This window comes from Dyadobacter sp. CY312, from assembly GCF_021390535.1.
Classification (GTDB): domain Bacteria; phylum Bacteroidota; class Bacteroidia; order Cytophagales; family Spirosomataceae; genus Dyadobacter.
Window position 1 is genome coordinate 1 of record NZ_JAJUXG010000004.1, and the last position, 16,997, is coordinate 16,997.

The 16,997-nt window shown below is 44.1% G+C and carries 12 protein-coding genes, 1 rRNA gene and 1 pseudogene; 8 read left to right on the top strand and 6 right to left on the bottom strand.

What is annotated here, in order from left to right; all coding sequences use genetic code 11:
- Nucleotides 1-188 precede the first annotated feature (188 nt).
- Together rrf and LZG71_RS06855 are read left to right on the top strand one after the other, a co-directional pair.
- Nucleotides 189-300, top strand: a 5S ribosomal RNA gene (gene rrf, locus LZG71_RS06850).
- A 674-nt stretch (nucleotides 301-974) separates the two neighbouring features.
- Nucleotides 975-1,400, top strand: a complete 426-nt coding sequence (locus LZG71_RS06855; protein WP_233818368.1) for a response regulator — start codon at nucleotides 975-977, stop codon at nucleotides 1,398-1,400.
- Nucleotides 1,401-1,527: 127 nt separating this feature from the next.
- Here LZG71_RS06855 and LZG71_RS06860 read toward each other — a convergent pair whose 3' ends face one another.
- Entirely contained in the window at nucleotides 1,528-2,439 is a 912-nt protein-coding gene (locus LZG71_RS06860) for a CPBP family intramembrane glutamic endopeptidase (RefSeq protein ID WP_233818370.1), read from the bottom strand.
- 494 nt (nucleotides 2,440-2,933) lie between these two features.
- Between LZG71_RS06860 and LZG71_RS06865 the strand changes: the two genes are divergently transcribed.
- Together LZG71_RS06865 and LZG71_RS06870 are read left to right on the top strand one after the other, a co-directional pair.
- On the top strand, nucleotides 2,934-3,977 hold the full coding sequence (locus tag LZG71_RS06865; protein WP_233818372.1) for an NAD(P)-dependent alcohol dehydrogenase: 1,044 nt from the start codon (nucleotides 2,934-2,936) through the stop codon (nucleotides 3,975-3,977).
- Between the two features lie 251 nt (nucleotides 3,978-4,228).
- Entirely contained in the window at nucleotides 4,229-5,035 is an 807-nt protein-coding gene (locus LZG71_RS06870) for a TSUP family transporter (RefSeq protein ID WP_233818374.1), read from the top strand.
- 177 nt (nucleotides 5,036-5,212) lie between these two features.
- Here LZG71_RS06870 and LZG71_RS06875 read toward each other — a convergent pair whose 3' ends face one another.
- The 4 genes from LZG71_RS06875 to LZG71_RS06890 all read right to left on the bottom strand — a co-directional run bounded on the left by LZG71_RS06875 (nucleotide 5,213) and on the right by LZG71_RS06890 (nucleotide 12,282).
- Nucleotides 5,213-6,805, bottom strand: a complete 1,593-nt coding sequence (locus LZG71_RS06875; RefSeq protein ID WP_233818376.1) for a RagB/SusD family nutrient uptake outer membrane protein — start codon at nucleotides 6,803-6,805, stop codon at nucleotides 5,213-5,215.
- A 38-nt stretch (nucleotides 6,806-6,843) separates the two neighbouring features.
- Nucleotides 6,844-10,257 (bottom strand): TonB-dependent receptor, encoded by a 3,414-nt coding sequence (locus LZG71_RS06880; RefSeq protein ID WP_233818378.1) that lies wholly within the window; start codon nucleotides 10,255-10,257, stop codon nucleotides 6,844-6,846.
- Between the two features lie 187 nt (nucleotides 10,258-10,444).
- Nucleotides 10,445-11,500 (bottom strand): FecR family protein, encoded by a 1,056-nt coding sequence (locus tag LZG71_RS06885; protein ID WP_233818381.1) that lies wholly within the window; start codon nucleotides 11,498-11,500, stop codon nucleotides 10,445-10,447.
- A 200-nt stretch (nucleotides 11,501-11,700) separates the two neighbouring features.
- Nucleotides 11,701-12,282, bottom strand: coding sequence for an RNA polymerase sigma factor (locus LZG71_RS06890; protein WP_233818383.1), 582 nt, complete (start codon nucleotides 12,280-12,282; stop codon nucleotides 11,701-11,703).
- A gap of 500 nt (nucleotides 12,283-12,782) precedes the next feature.
- On the opposite strand from LZG71_RS06890, the gene LZG71_RS06895 reads away from it, so the two are divergent.
- Both LZG71_RS06895 and LZG71_RS06900 read left to right on the top strand, forming a co-directional pair.
- On the top strand, nucleotides 12,783-13,076 hold the full coding sequence (locus LZG71_RS06895) for an HU family DNA-binding protein (protein WP_233818385.1): 294 nt from the start codon (nucleotides 12,783-12,785) through the stop codon (nucleotides 13,074-13,076).
- Nucleotides 13,077-13,109: 33 nt separating this feature from the next.
- Nucleotides 13,110-13,412 (top strand): hypothetical protein, encoded by a 303-nt coding sequence (locus LZG71_RS06900; protein ID WP_233818387.1) that lies wholly within the window; start codon nucleotides 13,110-13,112, stop codon nucleotides 13,410-13,412.
- Between the two features lie 134 nt (nucleotides 13,413-13,546).
- Here the strand turns inward: LZG71_RS06900 and LZG71_RS06905 are convergent, their stop codons facing one another.
- Nucleotides 13,547-14,920 (bottom strand): hypothetical protein, encoded by a 1,374-nt coding sequence (locus LZG71_RS06905; RefSeq protein WP_233818389.1) that lies wholly within the window; start codon nucleotides 14,918-14,920, stop codon nucleotides 13,547-13,549.
- Between the two features lie 389 nt (nucleotides 14,921-15,309).
- Here LZG71_RS06905 and LZG71_RS06910 point away from each other — a divergent pair.
- Nucleotides 15,310-16,280: pseudogene (locus tag LZG71_RS06910) on the top strand (aldo/keto reductase).
- A 150-nt stretch (nucleotides 16,281-16,430) separates the two neighbouring features.
- Nucleotides 16,431-16,700 (top strand): helix-turn-helix transcriptional regulator, encoded by a 270-nt coding sequence (locus tag LZG71_RS06915; RefSeq protein WP_233818391.1) that lies wholly within the window; start codon nucleotides 16,431-16,433, stop codon nucleotides 16,698-16,700.
- The last annotated feature ends 297 nt before the right edge of the window (nucleotides 16,701-16,997 follow it).

Sequence of the window (16,997 nt, forward strand, 5' to 3'; positions counted from 1 at the left end):
TTACATAATATAAATTAACTCTTACTGATCTCTTCTACTTCCAATATGACATGAAATTCAATGTTGATCATTGAATAACTCAAAGATCTTGTTGGTGGCTATTGGCCTGGACGGTGCGACGATTCGCCGAGACGCGAAGTCTTCACCTGTTTCCATTCCAATGTCACAAATAAACCAACGAAAATCTTGTTGGTGGCTATTGGCCCGGTGTTCACCTCTTCCCATCCCGAACAGAGAAGTTAAGCCCGGAACCGCCGATGATACTTGGATCAAACCTGGTAAAGTAGGTAGCCGCCACAATACTATAATCAAAAGCCTCACAGAAATGTGAGGCTTTTTTGCGTTTAAGCCGCGCCACGTAGGCCGGACCGCGCAGGTCGGGCCGCGCAGGCTATTGGCCTGGATGTTCACCTCTTCCCAGGCTGCGCGCCCCGTCCCGGCTGCGCGCCGCGGAACAGAGAAGTTAAGCGGGGCTGCCCAAGCGCGGCTGGCCAAGCCGGGGGCGCCAAGCTTGAACGCAAGTCCGGCCGGAACCGCCGATGGTACCGCGCCGCGCAGGCTTGGCCTGCGCGGCCCCGGTCAAACCTGGGCGGTCCGACCTGGTAAAGTAGGGGGCACGCCTAGTGGCGGGACGCGCAGTCTAGTCGCCACAATACTATTACAAAAAAATCCCATCTTCACAAGAGATGGGATTTTTTGCGTTTTTGGTCTATTGGATGTTGCTAACGCTATCATCTAGCTGCCTTTAAACTACCGTCATTACTATATCATATTGTAAGTTTACCGCCTTGGTCGGAAAGTGGAATAAATACTTGTGCAAATTCATATTTTTTGAAGTATTTTATCATAAAATTCTAGATCACAAGGAATTACGCCATCCGAAAGATGGGCCTGTAAGGCTTATACTTCCCGAAAGTCCACCAGACATAATCGGATTTATTGCTGATATTTGTAGACAATAAATATGGAAACTTATGTCACTGACGGGTCCGATAATTCTGATTGATGATGATTTAGATGATCAATTCGTGATCAAATCTATGCTTGAAGATCTTGCTCTCCCCAATCCGCTGCGCCTTTTTCAAAACGGTCAGGAGGGGCATCAATATTTATTGACTACTATAGAAACGCCGTTCCTGATACTGTGTGATGTAAATATGCCGGTAATGAATGGTTTGGAACTTCGCAAGGAGATAGATGCTGATCCATATCTGAAAAATAAGGCAATTCCTTTTGTGTTCCTGAGCACATCCGCTAATAAAGAGACAGTTGAAAATGCTTATAAAGGTACAATACAAGGCTATTTCAAGAAGCGTGAAAGGTATGACGACGGAAAAGAAAACCTGGCTATGATTATTAAGTACTGGAAATCTTGTCTGCATCCCAATAGTTTTAAATAGCTGTGCTACTTGTGGGTTCATCCCTGATTGTTCTGTGAACGGCTTTTGTATCTGGCCGAAAAATGATCGCAACCTTTTCCGTACAGAGGTATAGTTACCGGTAACGGATTCTTATGTAGAAAGTACCTCAGTCAGTGGTGCCAGAGTGTTTTGCCTGACTTAAATTCTGTTTCCGAAAATGATACAGAAGTATCACAGAAAGTGCGAAAGAGATGATAAATGACATGCTGCTGTCAGTAATGACTTCGAGGTTTTTGTATGATGAGGGCCATTTTTGTTTTGTAAATGCAGTGAGTACGAAAAATGAGTTGTTAATAACGTGGGCTAAAATGGGCATCCAAATGTTGCCAGACCATAAAAAGAGATAGCCGAATAATGCCCCTAAAAGCAAACGGGGAAAAAAGCCGTAAAACTGGAAATGAATCAGACTGAAAACCGTTGCGGCAACCCAAATGCTTTTAACGGGAGTCAACCCCCAGTCATTTAGTTTTGTCTGAAGCACGCCACGGAAAAAAACTTCCTCTCCAACCGGACCAATGATGCCGAACACAAGCATGGCAACCAGTAGTTTGGAGCGTGATTCCATCTGCAAAAGGCCTTGCGTCAGTGAAATTTTCTCCTGTTCCTTAGCGCGCATCCAGTCTTCAACTGCTTTAAAAGCATCAGGGAGCTGTATATTTTGGTTCCAATCAATGATTTGGTGATTAACAGAGATCAAAGCAAACGCCACCACTATTGTTATCCATGCAGATGAAACCCGGCTTAGCTGCAATCGGGAAAAGCCTTTTCTTGTCTTATTTTCGAAAATGCGCCAAAAAACAATCGCAGGAATTAAAAAAGTGAAAGCATGTCCGAGTCCTTGTACCAACATGCTGAGATACCAATGCTCTACTTCTTTCGGAGGAAACTGCTGATTGATGTCATTGACCAAAGGTGTAAGCTCAAAAAAATGAGCAATAAGTAAACTAATGCCAATGCCAAGGGCCATGCTTATTAGTAAAGTTCCTAATAGGAGCAACACCGAACTACTTTTTTGCATCAGGAAGGTTATCGGAAAGTGCAAGAAAAGATTTCATTTGCCACAAAAGTCGCAATTTTGCGGGCAAAGTCAATTGGCAGAATGCGCTATTCCCGATCCGCTACATCAGATGGTTTTAATTCAGACTTTACATTAAAGAAATGCAAGACGGACGAGACTTAATATATCCAGTGACACGGTAGCCAGTCGGATCCAAAATCTGGAATGTTTTTTCTTTTCCATATTTGTAGTAATTTTTTCTGAAAAATATACAATAAACACTGTGCCACAAAGAGATATATGACGAGTGGTATACAGATCATTCTGCTGACTTGGTGTTTTACGATACAATTGGGAAGTCTTTTAGAAGCGCAGCAGAAGTAGCAATTATATACGCAAATAAGATCAATGGTGGATTAAGTTGATGTATTGGCTGTGATTAATTGTAATTAATTGCTGATTATTGCATTTCGAAATTTAAACCTCTTCCTGCCGAATTTTAACCAGTTTTAGAAATGATAAAAACAAAATCATACGCTGCCCAGAGCCCTAACGAAAACCTGGCACCCTGGACGTTTGAGCGCAGGGAAGTTGGCTCGCACGACGTTCAGTTTGATATTTTATACTGCGGTGTATGCCATTCGGACCTGCATCAGGTCAATAACGACTGGTTTCCGGGCATATTTCCGATGGTACCAGGACATGAAATCGTTGGCCGTGTGGTCAGAGTTGGCGATCATGTAAAGAAATTCAAAGTGGGTGACCTTGCAGGAACGGGCTGCATGGTTGATTCGTGCCAGGAGTGCGAAAATTGCAAAAAAGATCTGGAACAGTATTGTCTGGAAGGCAATACCCAAACTTACAACGGCCTGGAACGTGATGGAAAAACACCGACTTATGGAGGCTATTCGAACACGATTGTGGTCCGGGAGGAATTTGTACTGCATGTTTCAGAGAAACTGGATCTTGCTGCGGTATCGCCCTTGTTGTGCGCAGGTATTACCACCTACTCGCCCCTCAGACATTGGAAAGTAGGGAAGGGGCATAAGCTGGCGGTTCTGGGTCTTGGCGGCTTGGGCCACATGGGTGTTAAATTTGGTGTAGCTTTTGGTGCGGAAGTAACTGTATTAAGTACGTCACCCAAAAAAGAAGAAGATGCTAAAAGACTGGGTGCACATCATTTTGTTGTTACAAGCGATGAAGCGCAGGTAAAGGCAGCTTTGGGGACATTTGACTTTATTCTGGATACCGTTTCTGCCGAACATGACTTCAATATGTACCTTTCATTGTTGCGGACAGACGGCACGATGATCTGTGTAGGCGTCCCTCCCAAACCGGCCGAAATAGCGGCATTTAGTTTACTAGGCGGAAGAAAAAGTATTGCGGGTTCAGGCATAGGCGGTATTGCGGAGACGCAGGAAATGCTTGATTTCTGTGCTGAACACAACATCGTTTCTGACATTGAACTCATTGACATCAAGGATATTCAGACAGCCTATCAGCGAATGGAAAAAGGTGATGTTCGTTACAGGTTTGTGATCGATATGGCAACCTTATAATTGCTGATTTAACAGTAAAGGCTTGTCTGATTAGCATGTATATCGGTGGGGTTTTGTGTGAATTGTTTCGCACCAGCTAGGCTGTTCAATAAAGCATTATTGGAGATAGTCCGTCTTCAATAATGCTTTTCTGACATTCATATGTCGTACTGGCTTATTTGATGTTTCGTAGAGTTATACCAGTCAAATGAGGTGCCGTACGTATATCGAGCGATCAGCTCTGAATCGGTTTTTTAACATATGCATCCGGAATGGATTTTAGTTCTTTTAGTACAGATTATCCTCTGATCTTACTCTTATCGTTGAGTACGCTTGCTTTCATTGCGGGATTTATCGATGCCGTAGTAGGAGGTGGCGGCCTGATCCAAATACCTGCGTTGCTTATCGCATTTCCGGATAAGGCTGTGGCTACGCTTTTTGGCACAAATAAAATCGCCGCCATTTCCGGAACATCCGTGGCGGCATATCAGTATAGCAAACGCATCAAATTTGATTACCGGCTCCTCATTGCCGTAAGTGTGACGGCTTTTGTAGCATCGTTTTTAGGGGCGAAAGCGGTAAGTATGGTAAGGGCGGATATACTCAGACCCATTATCCTTGTTATCCTGATCTTTATGTTAGTTTATGTGTATACTAACAAAAATCTGGGAGCGGTTCAAGCCAGAATTTTACCGTTCGCGAGGCAGTTGCTGCTTGGGTCGCTGATAGGTTTGGTGGTTGGTTTCTACGATGGCTTTTTTGGACCGGGAACTGGTAGCTTTCTTATCCTGGGGTTTGTTGTTTTGCTCAGATTTGATTTTTTAACCGCTTCGGGTTATGCAAAACTGATTAACTGTGTTACAAACATCTCTGCGTTATCGGTTTTTATCCGGCATGGCAATTTCCTTTTGGGGATTGGCTTGATGATGGCGGCCTTTAACATTGCCGGCAACATCATCGGTAGCAGAATGGCCTTGCGGCAAGGAAATGGATTTGTCCGAAAGATATTTCTGGTCGTTGTTTCACTGATGATCCTGAGGTATGGTTATGATGTTTTTACAGGTTATTATACTTTTTAGATCGGCAGTATTACACATTTGCAGGCCTTTAAGGTGTAATAACTACAATGGCCTTGCTGATAACGAGATTGCCACACCGGAGAGAACCTGGTTGTCCTTTCTATCTCACACTACAAAACAAAACAGGGATCTCAGCATTGGTCTGACATCCCTGTTTCAATCAAATTCGCATTAAAATTAATAACCCGGATTCTGTGTTAAACCCCAGGTCTGTACTTCGTTCAGAGGAATTGGAAGCACAGGAACAGGATTCACACTTCCAGGAAACGAGTGTTGCTGAGCACGTGTTCTGATATCGCCCGAAAGTGAGTTCATATAAGTCCCTGTACGCACCTGATCCCAGAAACGGAGCTGCTCCATGCCAAGCTCCACGCGCCGTTCGTGCATGATCGCCTGTTTGAGCGCTGCACCAGTAACGGTCGTTGCAACGTCTGGCAGTGCTGTTGCCGGGATGTTGGTTGGGGCGTAAGTCATCGTTCCCAAAATAGAGCCCAGCGGCTGGGTAGAGGCTTTTGCTCTTCTGCGGATTGTGTTCAATGCTGTGCGTGCTTCGGCCTCGTTTCCTAGTTCAGCAGCTGCTTCTGCTCTCATCAACAGGATTTCAGCATAACGCATTTTGCGGATATTCTGTCCAGAAGCCGAAGCCTGTGCAGGCTGAACAATCGCGGCTTTACGGTTCAAAAATCCGGTCATGTTTTCGTCAGGAAAACTCACAACCTGTCTTACTCCGAACAAAATGTATCCGTTTCCATACAAGGTCATTGCCTTACGCGGATCGTTTTCTTCAAATTCTTCCGCCAGATCGGTGGTAGGATTGTTGAAGCCCCATCCCCATGTTGCGCGGTTGTTTTGAATGACATTGTTGGTCGTGCCGGTTTTAATTGGTCCCCAGGTTTGCCCTGATTCCGCTACCTGAATCTCGAAAAGTGACTCTGTGTTGTTTTCGCTAACCTCGTCAAAAATGGTGGCATAGTTAACGGTAAGTCCATATTGTCCCGACTGCGCAAGAGCAGTCGTCAGGTCAAATACCTCCTGCCAGGTGTGGTTGTTACCATTGTCTGTGCCAAGCTGATACATGATGGCACGGGCCAGATATCCGCGCGCTGCACCTTTGGTTGCACGTCCGAGGTCAGAAGTTGCATACCCGTTTTTCTCAGGAAGCAATGCAATGGCTTGGCGCAAATCAGCCTCTACAAATGCATAAGTTTCTGAAATTGAAGACCGCGCGGTGGTAGAATATTCAGTGGTTTTTACAGGCTCCGAAAATAAAGGCATACCACCAAAAAGACGTACAAGATAAAAGTAGTAGTAGGCACGCAGGAAGTGCGCTTCACCCTTAATACGGTTTTTCAGCGTTTCACTGATCGGCGCATTTTCGATATTCTGCAATACCCAGTTGGAGCGGTAGATCCCGATCCATTGATTACCCCAAACGCCGCTTATTGGTCCATTGACCGGTAAAGCGCGCCATTCTTTCAGGTGTTGAATATCAATAAAATCACTGGCCGTACTGCCTTTTTCGGCATCGTCTGACAACACATCACCAAACATCCACTCGTAGTTATGAGGCAGGTAATTGCCTAATCCGTCATTTCCTTCGTCATAAGATGCTGCATCGTAGACGGCATTAATGGCTAGTATGGTGTTGGTAGAATCCGAAAAGTAATTCGTATCCGTTTCACGACCGAGCGGCTCTTTCTCCAAAAAATCACTGCATCCCTGAGCAAGCATACCTGCTATTACAAGGCTTAATAAGCTATATTTTTTCATTTTTATCAATACAATTAAATTCTAAATGAACCCTGTCCTTAAAAGTTTACGCTCAATCCGATCCGGGCTACGCGTGGTTGCGGATATGCACCACGGTCCACTCCGAAGTTCAGCGGATTGCCATCAAACTCACCAATTTCCGGATCCATTCCTTTGTATTTGGTAAAGGTCAGCAGGTTGTCGGCTGCCACGTACACACGCAGGTTGCTCATCCCGATTTTGCCGGTTACGGTTGCAGGCAATGTATAGCCCAATGTCAGGTTGCGAAGGCGCATGTAGCTTCCGTTGCTCACAAAACGGTCGCTGAACTGATCGTTGTTGTTCGGATTAAGCTGCGTCATTCTTGGCTGATCCGTATCTGTGTTTTCGGGAGTCCAGCGGTCAAATCGTTCGGCTACGGAGTTGAACATCCCGTTGGCATTGTTCATCCAGTGTCCCAATCCGTTCACGAGCTCAACGCCGGTAACTCCCTGCAGGAAGAAACTCAGGTCAAAACCTTTGTAACCCAGGTTCGCGTTGAAACCAAAAGAAAGATTTGGAGTAGCACTTCCAAGATATGTCCGGTCATCGTTGTCGATCACACCGTCGTTGTTCAGGTCAACAAACTTCACGTCACCAACTTTAGCATTTGGCTGTATGGCAACACCTTCTCTTGTGTAAGCGTCCAGATCAGCCTGTGTTCTGAAAATACCGTTTGTTTTAAGTCCGTAATAATAAGCGATTTCACGGCCCACTTCTGTACGGGTAGTCTGCCCAAACCCGTTAATGTCACCACCTGCAATAGGTTCTCCGCCTCCGAGGTCGGTCACATTGTTCAGGATCTTGCTGCCATTGATGCCGATCTCATAGTTGAAATCCCTGATCGAATTTCTGTATGTCAAAGCAAGTTCTATACCCTTGTTGCTCATGCTTCCGGCGTTTACATACGGAGGGCCTACACCTGCAAATACCGGAATAGGGACGCGGACGATCATATCCGATGTATTTTTAATAAAATAATCAGCAGTTAAAGAAAGACTGTTTCCGAAAAATCCTGCATCAATACCAAAGTTGGAGCTCGTCGTTGTTTCCCATTTCAGGTTCGGGTTACTCGCTACAGTAGGGGCGAAGCCTTGCACAGCGGTGTTGCCAAAAACGTACATGTTGTTACCCGAAACGGTGGTTACATAACCATAATTGGCAGCACTGTTCTGATTACCAACCTGTCCCCAGCCTGCACGCAGTTTCAACTGGCTTATGGCAGGAATTGATTTGATAAAGGATTCCTCTGCGAGGTTGTAACCCACAGCGAATGACGGGAAGGTTCCCCAACGGTTGTCAGCAAGGAACCTGGAAGAACCATCGCGGCGTAAGGTTGCTGTCAGCAATAGCTTTTCGTTAAAATTGTAGTTCAAACGACCAAAGAAGGATTGTAACGACTCGTCAGACTGACCCGTTTCCAGTAAGTAATCTGTGCTTTTTGTTGCCGACAAATACCATTGTGACTGATCGTTGGGTACATCCAAAACCGTCAGCCTCATATCACTGAAAGTAGTCCGCTGATTTTCGATACCAGCCATTGCCGTAAAGTTGTGTTTACCTATTTCCTTCGTGTAAGTCAGGTAATTGGTCCAAACCCAGCCTAAGGTTTCTCCTCTGCCTTCACGCAGACTGCTTTGCTGGCGCTGGTCGTCATTGGCAAGAAAATATTGAGGTAAATAGCGCTTGTCCTGTGCATTCAGCCAGTTTACACCAAATTGGGTGCGGAAACTCAATCCTTTTGCAATCTTGGCATCTGCGAAGAAATTCGCGTTGATTAGTTTCTGATATACCTTGTTGTTTTTGTAATCGTCCACAATGCGTGCAGGATTGGCGGCATTACCCTCAGCCACAGGACGTCTGCCCCAGAAATTGGTCGCCGGGTCCCAGGCTTTAGCCAGCGGAGAAACGGAAAGCGCGCTGGTAAGGATCCCACCGTATTGATCCCCGAAATACTGTGTTTTGTCCGTATCGGCGTAAGCAGCAGAAATTCCCGCATCCAGCCATTTTGTTACGTAAAAATCATTGTTGAAACGCAGGAAAAGCTTTTTTACAGGCGAGTTTTTTACAATTCCTTCCTGATCAAAATACGTTCCCGTGAGGCTGTAACGGTGTTTTTCATTGCCACCCATTACGTTCAGACTGTAATTTTGCATAATACCTGTCTGCATTACCTCATCCTGCCAGTTGGTGCCCGGATCAGTGCTGTGACGGAAAGCATTCAGTGTTTGATAAAGCGCTCCGTCAGGAGGAAGTACCGTGCCATCGTTTGTATATGATTCCAGTCTCAATGTAGCATACTGGCTCGCGTTGAGCATATCCACTTTGTTGCCGGCTTTCTGTACACCCGCGTAAGCATCGAATGAAATTTTCGGTGCGCCACTTTTTCCTCTTTTTGTTGAGATCAAAATAACGCCGTTTGCACCGCGTGAACCGTAAATTGCGGTTGCAGATGCATCTTTCAAAATTTCCATGGAGGCAATGTCGCCGGGAGCCAGAAAGCTGATGTCATTGGTCTGAAAACCATCTACCACATACAGCGGATCGCTGTTGTTGATCGTACCTACACCACGGATCCGCACCCGTACAGGAGCACCTGGCTCGCCCGACTGACTTACAATATTGACACCCGGAACACGGCCCTGAATTCCCTGCAACGGGTTGACGGTAGCGATCTTGGTGATCTGCTCAGCCTTCACCGATGCTACCGCACCAGTAATGTCGCTTTTTCTGGTAGTTCCATAACCTACCACCACCACTTCATCCAGTGCTTTTGTATCTTGTTTTAACGTAACCTGAAGAGAGGTTTGCGATCCGGGTACAATTTCCTGTGCGTTGTAGCCGACAAAGGAAAAAACGAGTGTTACCTCATCGTTTGGAATGGACAACGAAAATCGTCCTTCCACATCGGTGGAAGTACCGGATGTGGTTCCTTTGATTGCGATGTTGACCCCCGGCAGAGCCCCGCCAGTTTCATCCTGCACAGTGCCATTTATAGTCCGTTCAGCCAGCTCTCCGGTCGATGTCAGATTGTTGTTTAGCTCCCCGGCGCTGGTCTCCTTATTATCAGGGCTAACCTTTTTTATAATGACTTTATTTCTGATGAGCTTGTATGAAATATTGTCTGGTGAAAACATGGTTTCCAGAACATCATCCAATCTCTTGTTATCAATTTTAAGCGTTACTTTACGGTTTACAGGTAGTAACTGTAAGCTATATACGAACTTTAAATTGGTGCTGGATTCGAGCGAAGATAAAACTTCTCTAATCTCTTTTTGGTGTACCTGAATGGATACCCGTTGCGTCAATAACTCCTGGGCGTTGGAATTATGCGCATATCCATAGGCAGTTGCTATGCATAATAACAATAATTGTACAGTTGACACCTTCATAATTGTCCATACCGGATTTATGATTTTAAGTCTTTTTTTCATTGATTTGTAATTGTTAGATCTCTTAACATGATGATTTACAACTCCCACCGCCGATTTTCCAGAGAGGCGGCCAACATGAAACATGCTGGGTGGGGAAAGGTCGAAGCATGTTTCCAGCATCTTCGGCCTTTTTTAGCATTTGAATGATAGTTTATAGCATATACGGGAACGGGTTAAAGGGTAAAAATTATTTTGATATATCGCATCCTTTTCCGGACAACATGACGGAATCATTGATTAACAGATATTTTGCATCAATACTTTCACAAAGAATTTCAAGTTGAGTGAAGAGCGTGTTTTCCTGAGATAAATCTGCGGTAATAATGCAGTTCCGAAGTCTGTCATTGGACAAGTTGATCTTAACTCCGTATGCTTCTTCCAAAATTGGCACAATGTCGGCAAGTGGTTTTTCCAGATAATTAAAATTCAGCTTGGCAACTCCGGATATTTGTGTTGTTATGATCTTGGGTTGTTCAACAATACCGGTAACCAGTTTTTCATCCTGTGGATAAAATGTCACTTTCTTATTTTGGGTAAGAACCACCTTTTTATCTGCAGGTTCCGGTTTGTCATCTTCATCAGACTGCTGCACTTCTACGACTCCTGTCAGCACGGCCACCTCAATACTGTTCTTTTGCTTATTTTCTCTGATCGTAAAACTGGTGCCCAAAACCTTTGTAACGATGTTGTTGGCATGAACGTAAAATGGACGTGAAGTGTCGTGGGCTATTTCAAAAAAAACATCTCCTGACAAATACACCCTGCGCTCACGATCCGCGAATACTTCTGGATAGAACAATTTGGCACCGGGTTCAAGAGTTACCTTGCTTCCATCCGGCAGATCGAAGATTTTCTGTTCCGATGTTTCATTGGTAATTTGATTCATATTTTCAACAACCTCATTCTTAACTCCTGCAATAATTGAGGTGTTATTCAACGTATACTGGTATCCGATAAAAACACCAAGAAAGAGTACACAGGCAGCTGCGAGTCTCAGATAAAAATTTCGCTTCCAAAACGGGAGAGGCAAGGTGATGCCATCGGCAGCATCCGGTTCCATTCCCTTGTTGATTGCCGTCCACATCAGCTTACCGGCCTGCTCATCGTCCAGATGATCTTTTTTGGTTTCAGTATGGTCAATGGAATCATACCATATGTCCAATACCTTGGTCTCCTCCTGATTCAGGCGCCTTTTCTGATAGCGATCCAGCAGTCGCAAAAAAGCTTTAAGATTCTTTATCATTATTTAAACGTTTTTGTCAGCGCTCCACCTTCATGGCCTTTGAATAAGCTTGCTTCTAAGCGCTGTTTACATCGGTGATATGTCCCACCATATAGTAAGTAGATCATATCCTGATTCACCGCAAATCATTTCATAAATTCTTTGAAAATTTACAAAAAATGGGCTCTTTTGATAGGAAAATATTGGAATTGTTATTTCTGTCAGAGCAGATGTGTGACGCTGAGGAGCAACGCAATTATGTAGTCTTTAAGATTTGTCCGCAAGGATTTCAGACCCTGGGTAATATGATATTCAACCGTGCGCAAAGGGATATCCAGCATCTGAGAAATCTCATCGGCTGTCTGACATTGTATTCTGTTCAGCTCAAATATGACCCTGGTTTTTTCGGGAAGTTTTTCAATGCAGGAAAAGATGGATTGCGAAAGCTCATTGTATGCCAGCACTTCTTCCGTATCTGATGATTCGTCCAGGCTGTTTAATTTGACTGATTCAGCATACAGTTTTCTCTGCACCTCTTTTTTGTAAAAATCAAGAACTTTATACTTCACAGCCGTGTAGAGATAGCGTTCCAGGTCCTCAATTTGCACTAACTCGCGACGTTGCCACAGGTCCAGGAAAATTTCCTGCACAATCTCCATCGCGTTCTCGTCGGTTCTTACTTTGCTTAGCGCTGTCCGGTATAACCTGGACCGAAACTGATGGTAAATTTCTTCAAACGCAGCCTTGTCCCCCTGTCGCAAAAGTTGCAGTAGTTCGGCTTCATTTGTTAAAATCCCCTCCATAATTACTTATAGCTGTAAGCTTTTGTACGTAGATATCTGAACAAATATCTGTTTTTTTTTACTATATACACAAATACTACCATTTTAAATATGGTTTAGTAAGCCTTTGAAATATGTTGTAGATGGCAGGTTTTAGAGGTGTAATCTGAGGGATTTCCGGGAGCTCCTGAGCAGCAAAATACGTTCGTAATGAAAGTCTCAGCGGGTTATATGCGCAAAGAAATATTCCAAATGAAAAACATTCTGGTTGGGAGTAACTTCGATCACAGTCCGTTATGGTGTTGTGCAGTTAGTAGGTTGGAAATATTTGGTTGTCGATCAGGAACGACCAGATCCATTCATATCTGCCTCACCAGGTCGTCAATTATTATGTCACGCAGGCAGTCTAAAACGGTTACATATGAGCATTGACTTCAAAAAATATCGACATCTTCTTTAATTTAATCCTTGATAATTAGCTCATTACTGCTAAATTTGCGTTTCAAATTACCGTGCAGAATATGACAAAGGCAGACGTAGTATCAAAAATTATCAGTAAAACAGGAGTCAGCAAAGAAGATGCTGAAAAAGTGCTTGAATCTTTTTACGTTACAATAAAGGATTCACTGGCAGAAGGCGAAAATGTTTATTTTCGGGGTTTTGGAAGTTTTATAACCAAACAAAGAGCAGCAAAAACGGCACGAAATATTTCAACCAATACCAGTGTTATTGTGCCTGCGCACACGATACCTTTTTTCAAACCATCTCCGGAATTTTCCACTCAGGTAAAAGAATCGCAGCTGGCGGAAGCATAAGTAAACAGTAAAGATATTTTAATCCCTGGCTGAATGGCCGGGGATTTTTATTTACAACACATTGAGCTGTGGTCTGAGAAAATCAAAGTTATGGAACAAGAGTTTGAACTGCCGGTTGAATACAGAGGACAAGAGCTGAACTTCGCAGGACGTATTGTTACCGTTGGTTATGTTTATAAATTATACATCCTGATCCATGATGAGGAGTTTGTTTTTGAGAGGGATGATGATGGTAAATACCGGGTATTAACCGAAGGCGTGACCTATGAAACACCCGTCGACAGGGGGTTACTGGAAGCTGTGATAGCGGTGCTGGATGAATTGTCGGAAGCTTAAGCAACGGATTTAAAAAAAGGTTGTAAACTCCCGACATCCGGGATGTTACAACCTTTTTTAATACTTGTTTCGGCGCAATTGTCACATGCGGAATTTGGCTGTGAAGCCGTTACGCAGTCATTATAATACCTTTTTTACAGAGTGCCTGCTTTCATTTTTGTCAATGCGGATTCGATATCGGGGGATAGTTGTTTGGCGGCTTTACCTGCTTCAACGGCTTTGGTTTGCCATTCAATCGCTTCTTCTTTTCGCCCAAGCTTATACAATAAATGTGCATAGGTGTCCAAAAACGCCGGATTCCCAAGCCGCATCGGGTGGTTTCGGCCTTTATTTAACTCATCAAACCATTCCAATGATCGTTTGGACCAGATGAGCGCTCTTTCAAGTTCTCCCTTTTTATCAGACATTTCATAAACATGCCAGGCATGTTCGTTGAGCTCTACGTTGAAATAATGAGAAGGAGGAGGGAAACCAACACCATTTGGTACGATTTTCTCGTTTGAAGAATCGTTTACCTTACTCATTTTTTTGAAATAAGCTTCGTCCATTCGTCTCAGCGAGTCGGAGGAAATCACAAGATGGTTGTAATTGAGCAATGAGCTGGCTTGTTGTATGTAGGACATTGTGTCTTTAACGGCATAGTTATACTGAAGCATTTTCCTCTGCTGTGCAAGATTAGCCATTTCATGGTCTGGCAAGTGGCTTCGGTAAGTGAAATTACTCACCAGGTATGCCAGTTTCTGATCTTTTGTCTGAACCGCTTTGTGAAATGAGTTACTAATAATTCCATTATTGATTGCCATCGCTTCGCGGTAGGAAACAGACTTGTACAAGCTGTCGATCATTTTCGCCGGTGCAACGACCTGCACCGCCTTGTAAATTCTGCTATCTAGCGTAGGACCGGACTCGTATATGAACTTGATCGTCTCATAATTAGTCAGAGAATCAATGCTCAGCTTGCCCGCATATTCATCCAGCAGCTTGTCAACCGGATTACCTAACTCACGACGCCTTTGTATATAGTTCCTCAAAAATTTGGCTGATCTTTCTCCGGATTCGTATTCTTTATCGAGCGTTTCAAGTGGCTTCCTGCTCATCCTGTTAAGCGCCAGGTCCGCATTCTGCAAATAGATCTCGCTGTTGCTCGTAGAACCATTAAACCTGTTTAAAACGTTGCCGTCGGCGGTCAGGAAGAGGGAGACGAGCGGATGAGAAAGACCGAATTTGTTTGCCAGATTCGCTCCGTTTTTGGACTCGATGCGCACCTTGGATGATACAAAACTTTTATCAAATCGCTCCTTCAAAATCGGCGAGCTGAAACCTTTTGCTGCAACCTCATTACATTGCTCACAGCCCTCTCCTTCAATGTGTAAAAAAATAAGTTTTTTCTCTTTTTTGGCTTGCCTGGAAAGCTGCTCCCAGGTCAGGGAAGAGTCAACAAAGGTGATTTGAGCGAGGCATTGTGCCGATATTAACAACGGTAATGCGAATAAAAGACGTTTTAGCATTGATATCATGGATAGGTTTGTTCAAAGCTAGAATATTTTTTGTGTCCGTTTGTTTCCTAAACATGATTTTTGCTTTCAGGCAGTTGGGATCACAATCAATCAAAGCTTGAATCGGTCTGAATGCACCTGATACAAACTTTTTCATATCAAATCTGAACAGTACCAAACATAGAATTTGCTCAGCCGGGAAAGAACGTACAGGTAATATTGGTAGCAAAAACGGGAATCTGTATACCACTTGTGCCATTGAAAGAATGGACCTTTGCATTGTCGATTGTTTTCATGAAATAGTCAAAAGAGCAACCGGGTTGAAGCCCGCTTTGAATATGTTTTTAGAAAAACAGTCAGACAATGAGAGGGTATAATTAACCACTTCGAATTTTAAAACAATGGAAAAAAGACAATTAGGAAATACTGGGCTGGAAGTATCAGCACTTGGTCTGGGTTGTATGGGACTGAGCTTTGGATATGGTCCGGCGACAGATAAAACCGCAGGAATTGCGTTGATAAGAGCAGCCTTTGAACGTGGTGTTACATTTTTCGATACCGCCGAAGCATACGGCCCGTTTGTAAACGAAGAGCTGTTGGGCGAAGCACTTGAACCATTTCGTGATCAGGTCGTGATCGCTACAAAATTTGGTTTTGATGGCGGCGATTCCAAGGCCGGACTGAACAGCAAACCAGACAACATTAAAGCGTTTGTGGAAGCGTCGCTGAAACGATTGAGAACGGATCGTATTGACCTTTTGTACCAACACCGCGTTGATCCTCAGGTACCGATCGAAGAAGTTGCGGGAACAGTAAAAGAGTTGATCGAGGCAGGAAAAGTCAAACACTTTGGTTTATCAGAAGCGGGTGCACAAACCATCCGAAGGGCACACGCCGTCCAACCGGTTGCGGCACTGCAAAGTGAATATTCCTTATGGTGGCGGGAGCCAGAAATTGAGATCATATCAACGCTGGAAGAACTGGGGATTGGTTTTGTGCCGTTCAGTCCGCTGGGTAAGGGCTTTCTGACAGGCAAGATTGACGAGAACACAACATTTGATAAAACCGATTTCCGGAATATCGTGCCACGTTTCACGGCGGAAACCAGGCGATGGTGGATTTACTCGGCCGAATTGCTACGGAAAAAAATGCTTCGGCTGCCCAAATTGCACTTGCCTGGTTGCTGGCACAAAAGCCATGGATTGTCCCTATTCCGGGCACAACCAAACTGCACCGTCTGGAAGAAAACCTGGGTGGAGCCGCCATTGAGCTAACCGCTCAGGATTTAAGCGAAATCCATGCTGCTGCGTCTGAAATCACAGTCGAAGGAGCCCGTTATCCGGAAGCTTTGCAGAAGCGAGTTGGAAATTGATTTGCTGATATTTGTTGGCCCGGATGCAGGTGTAGAGCTGTGTCCGGGATTTTTTGGGTTTTGAATTTTCTCAAAATGTAAGATTTTATGGGTTTGGCAACAACGTTTTGGTAGTATGGAATATTATACTGATTTTGTGATGCATAGATTTTGAAAAACCATGCAGACAAGAGAAGATATATTGCAGAAATTAGAATCAGTCACTGTACTGATTCCAGTAAATGGAAAGAGCGGGTTGCCAGAAAATCCGACAATACGAAAGCCCTGGAAAAGTCAAGGGTTATTGCAATCAATATATTGAGCCAGTTGCGAAAACTTGGGATGAGCCAAAAGGATTTGGTAGAGAAATTGCAGGTAACCCCACAAACCGTAAATTCCTGGGTCAAAGGAAATAGCAATTTCACAATTGAGACGATGTAAGAATTGAGGAAGTATTAGGGGTTGAGTTGATTGGGGTTAGTGTGGGTTAAATTTGGTATAGCGGTTGACCTTTAATTTTACGTTCACAAAATTAGAAGTTTAGTAAAAACCTACATGATTCCCCGCTTCAAGAACAATTGGACCCGAGAAGACGACAAAAGGTCTTAGCGGATCCTCTGGTCAACCTACCGAATCTGTTAAGGATTAATTTGGTGTTTTTCCGACTGCCAGAGTTTCGAGGTTTTTATGAGGCGTTTCGTAACAGTCCTGTGAAGACACATGCCAGGGTTGCGGGTT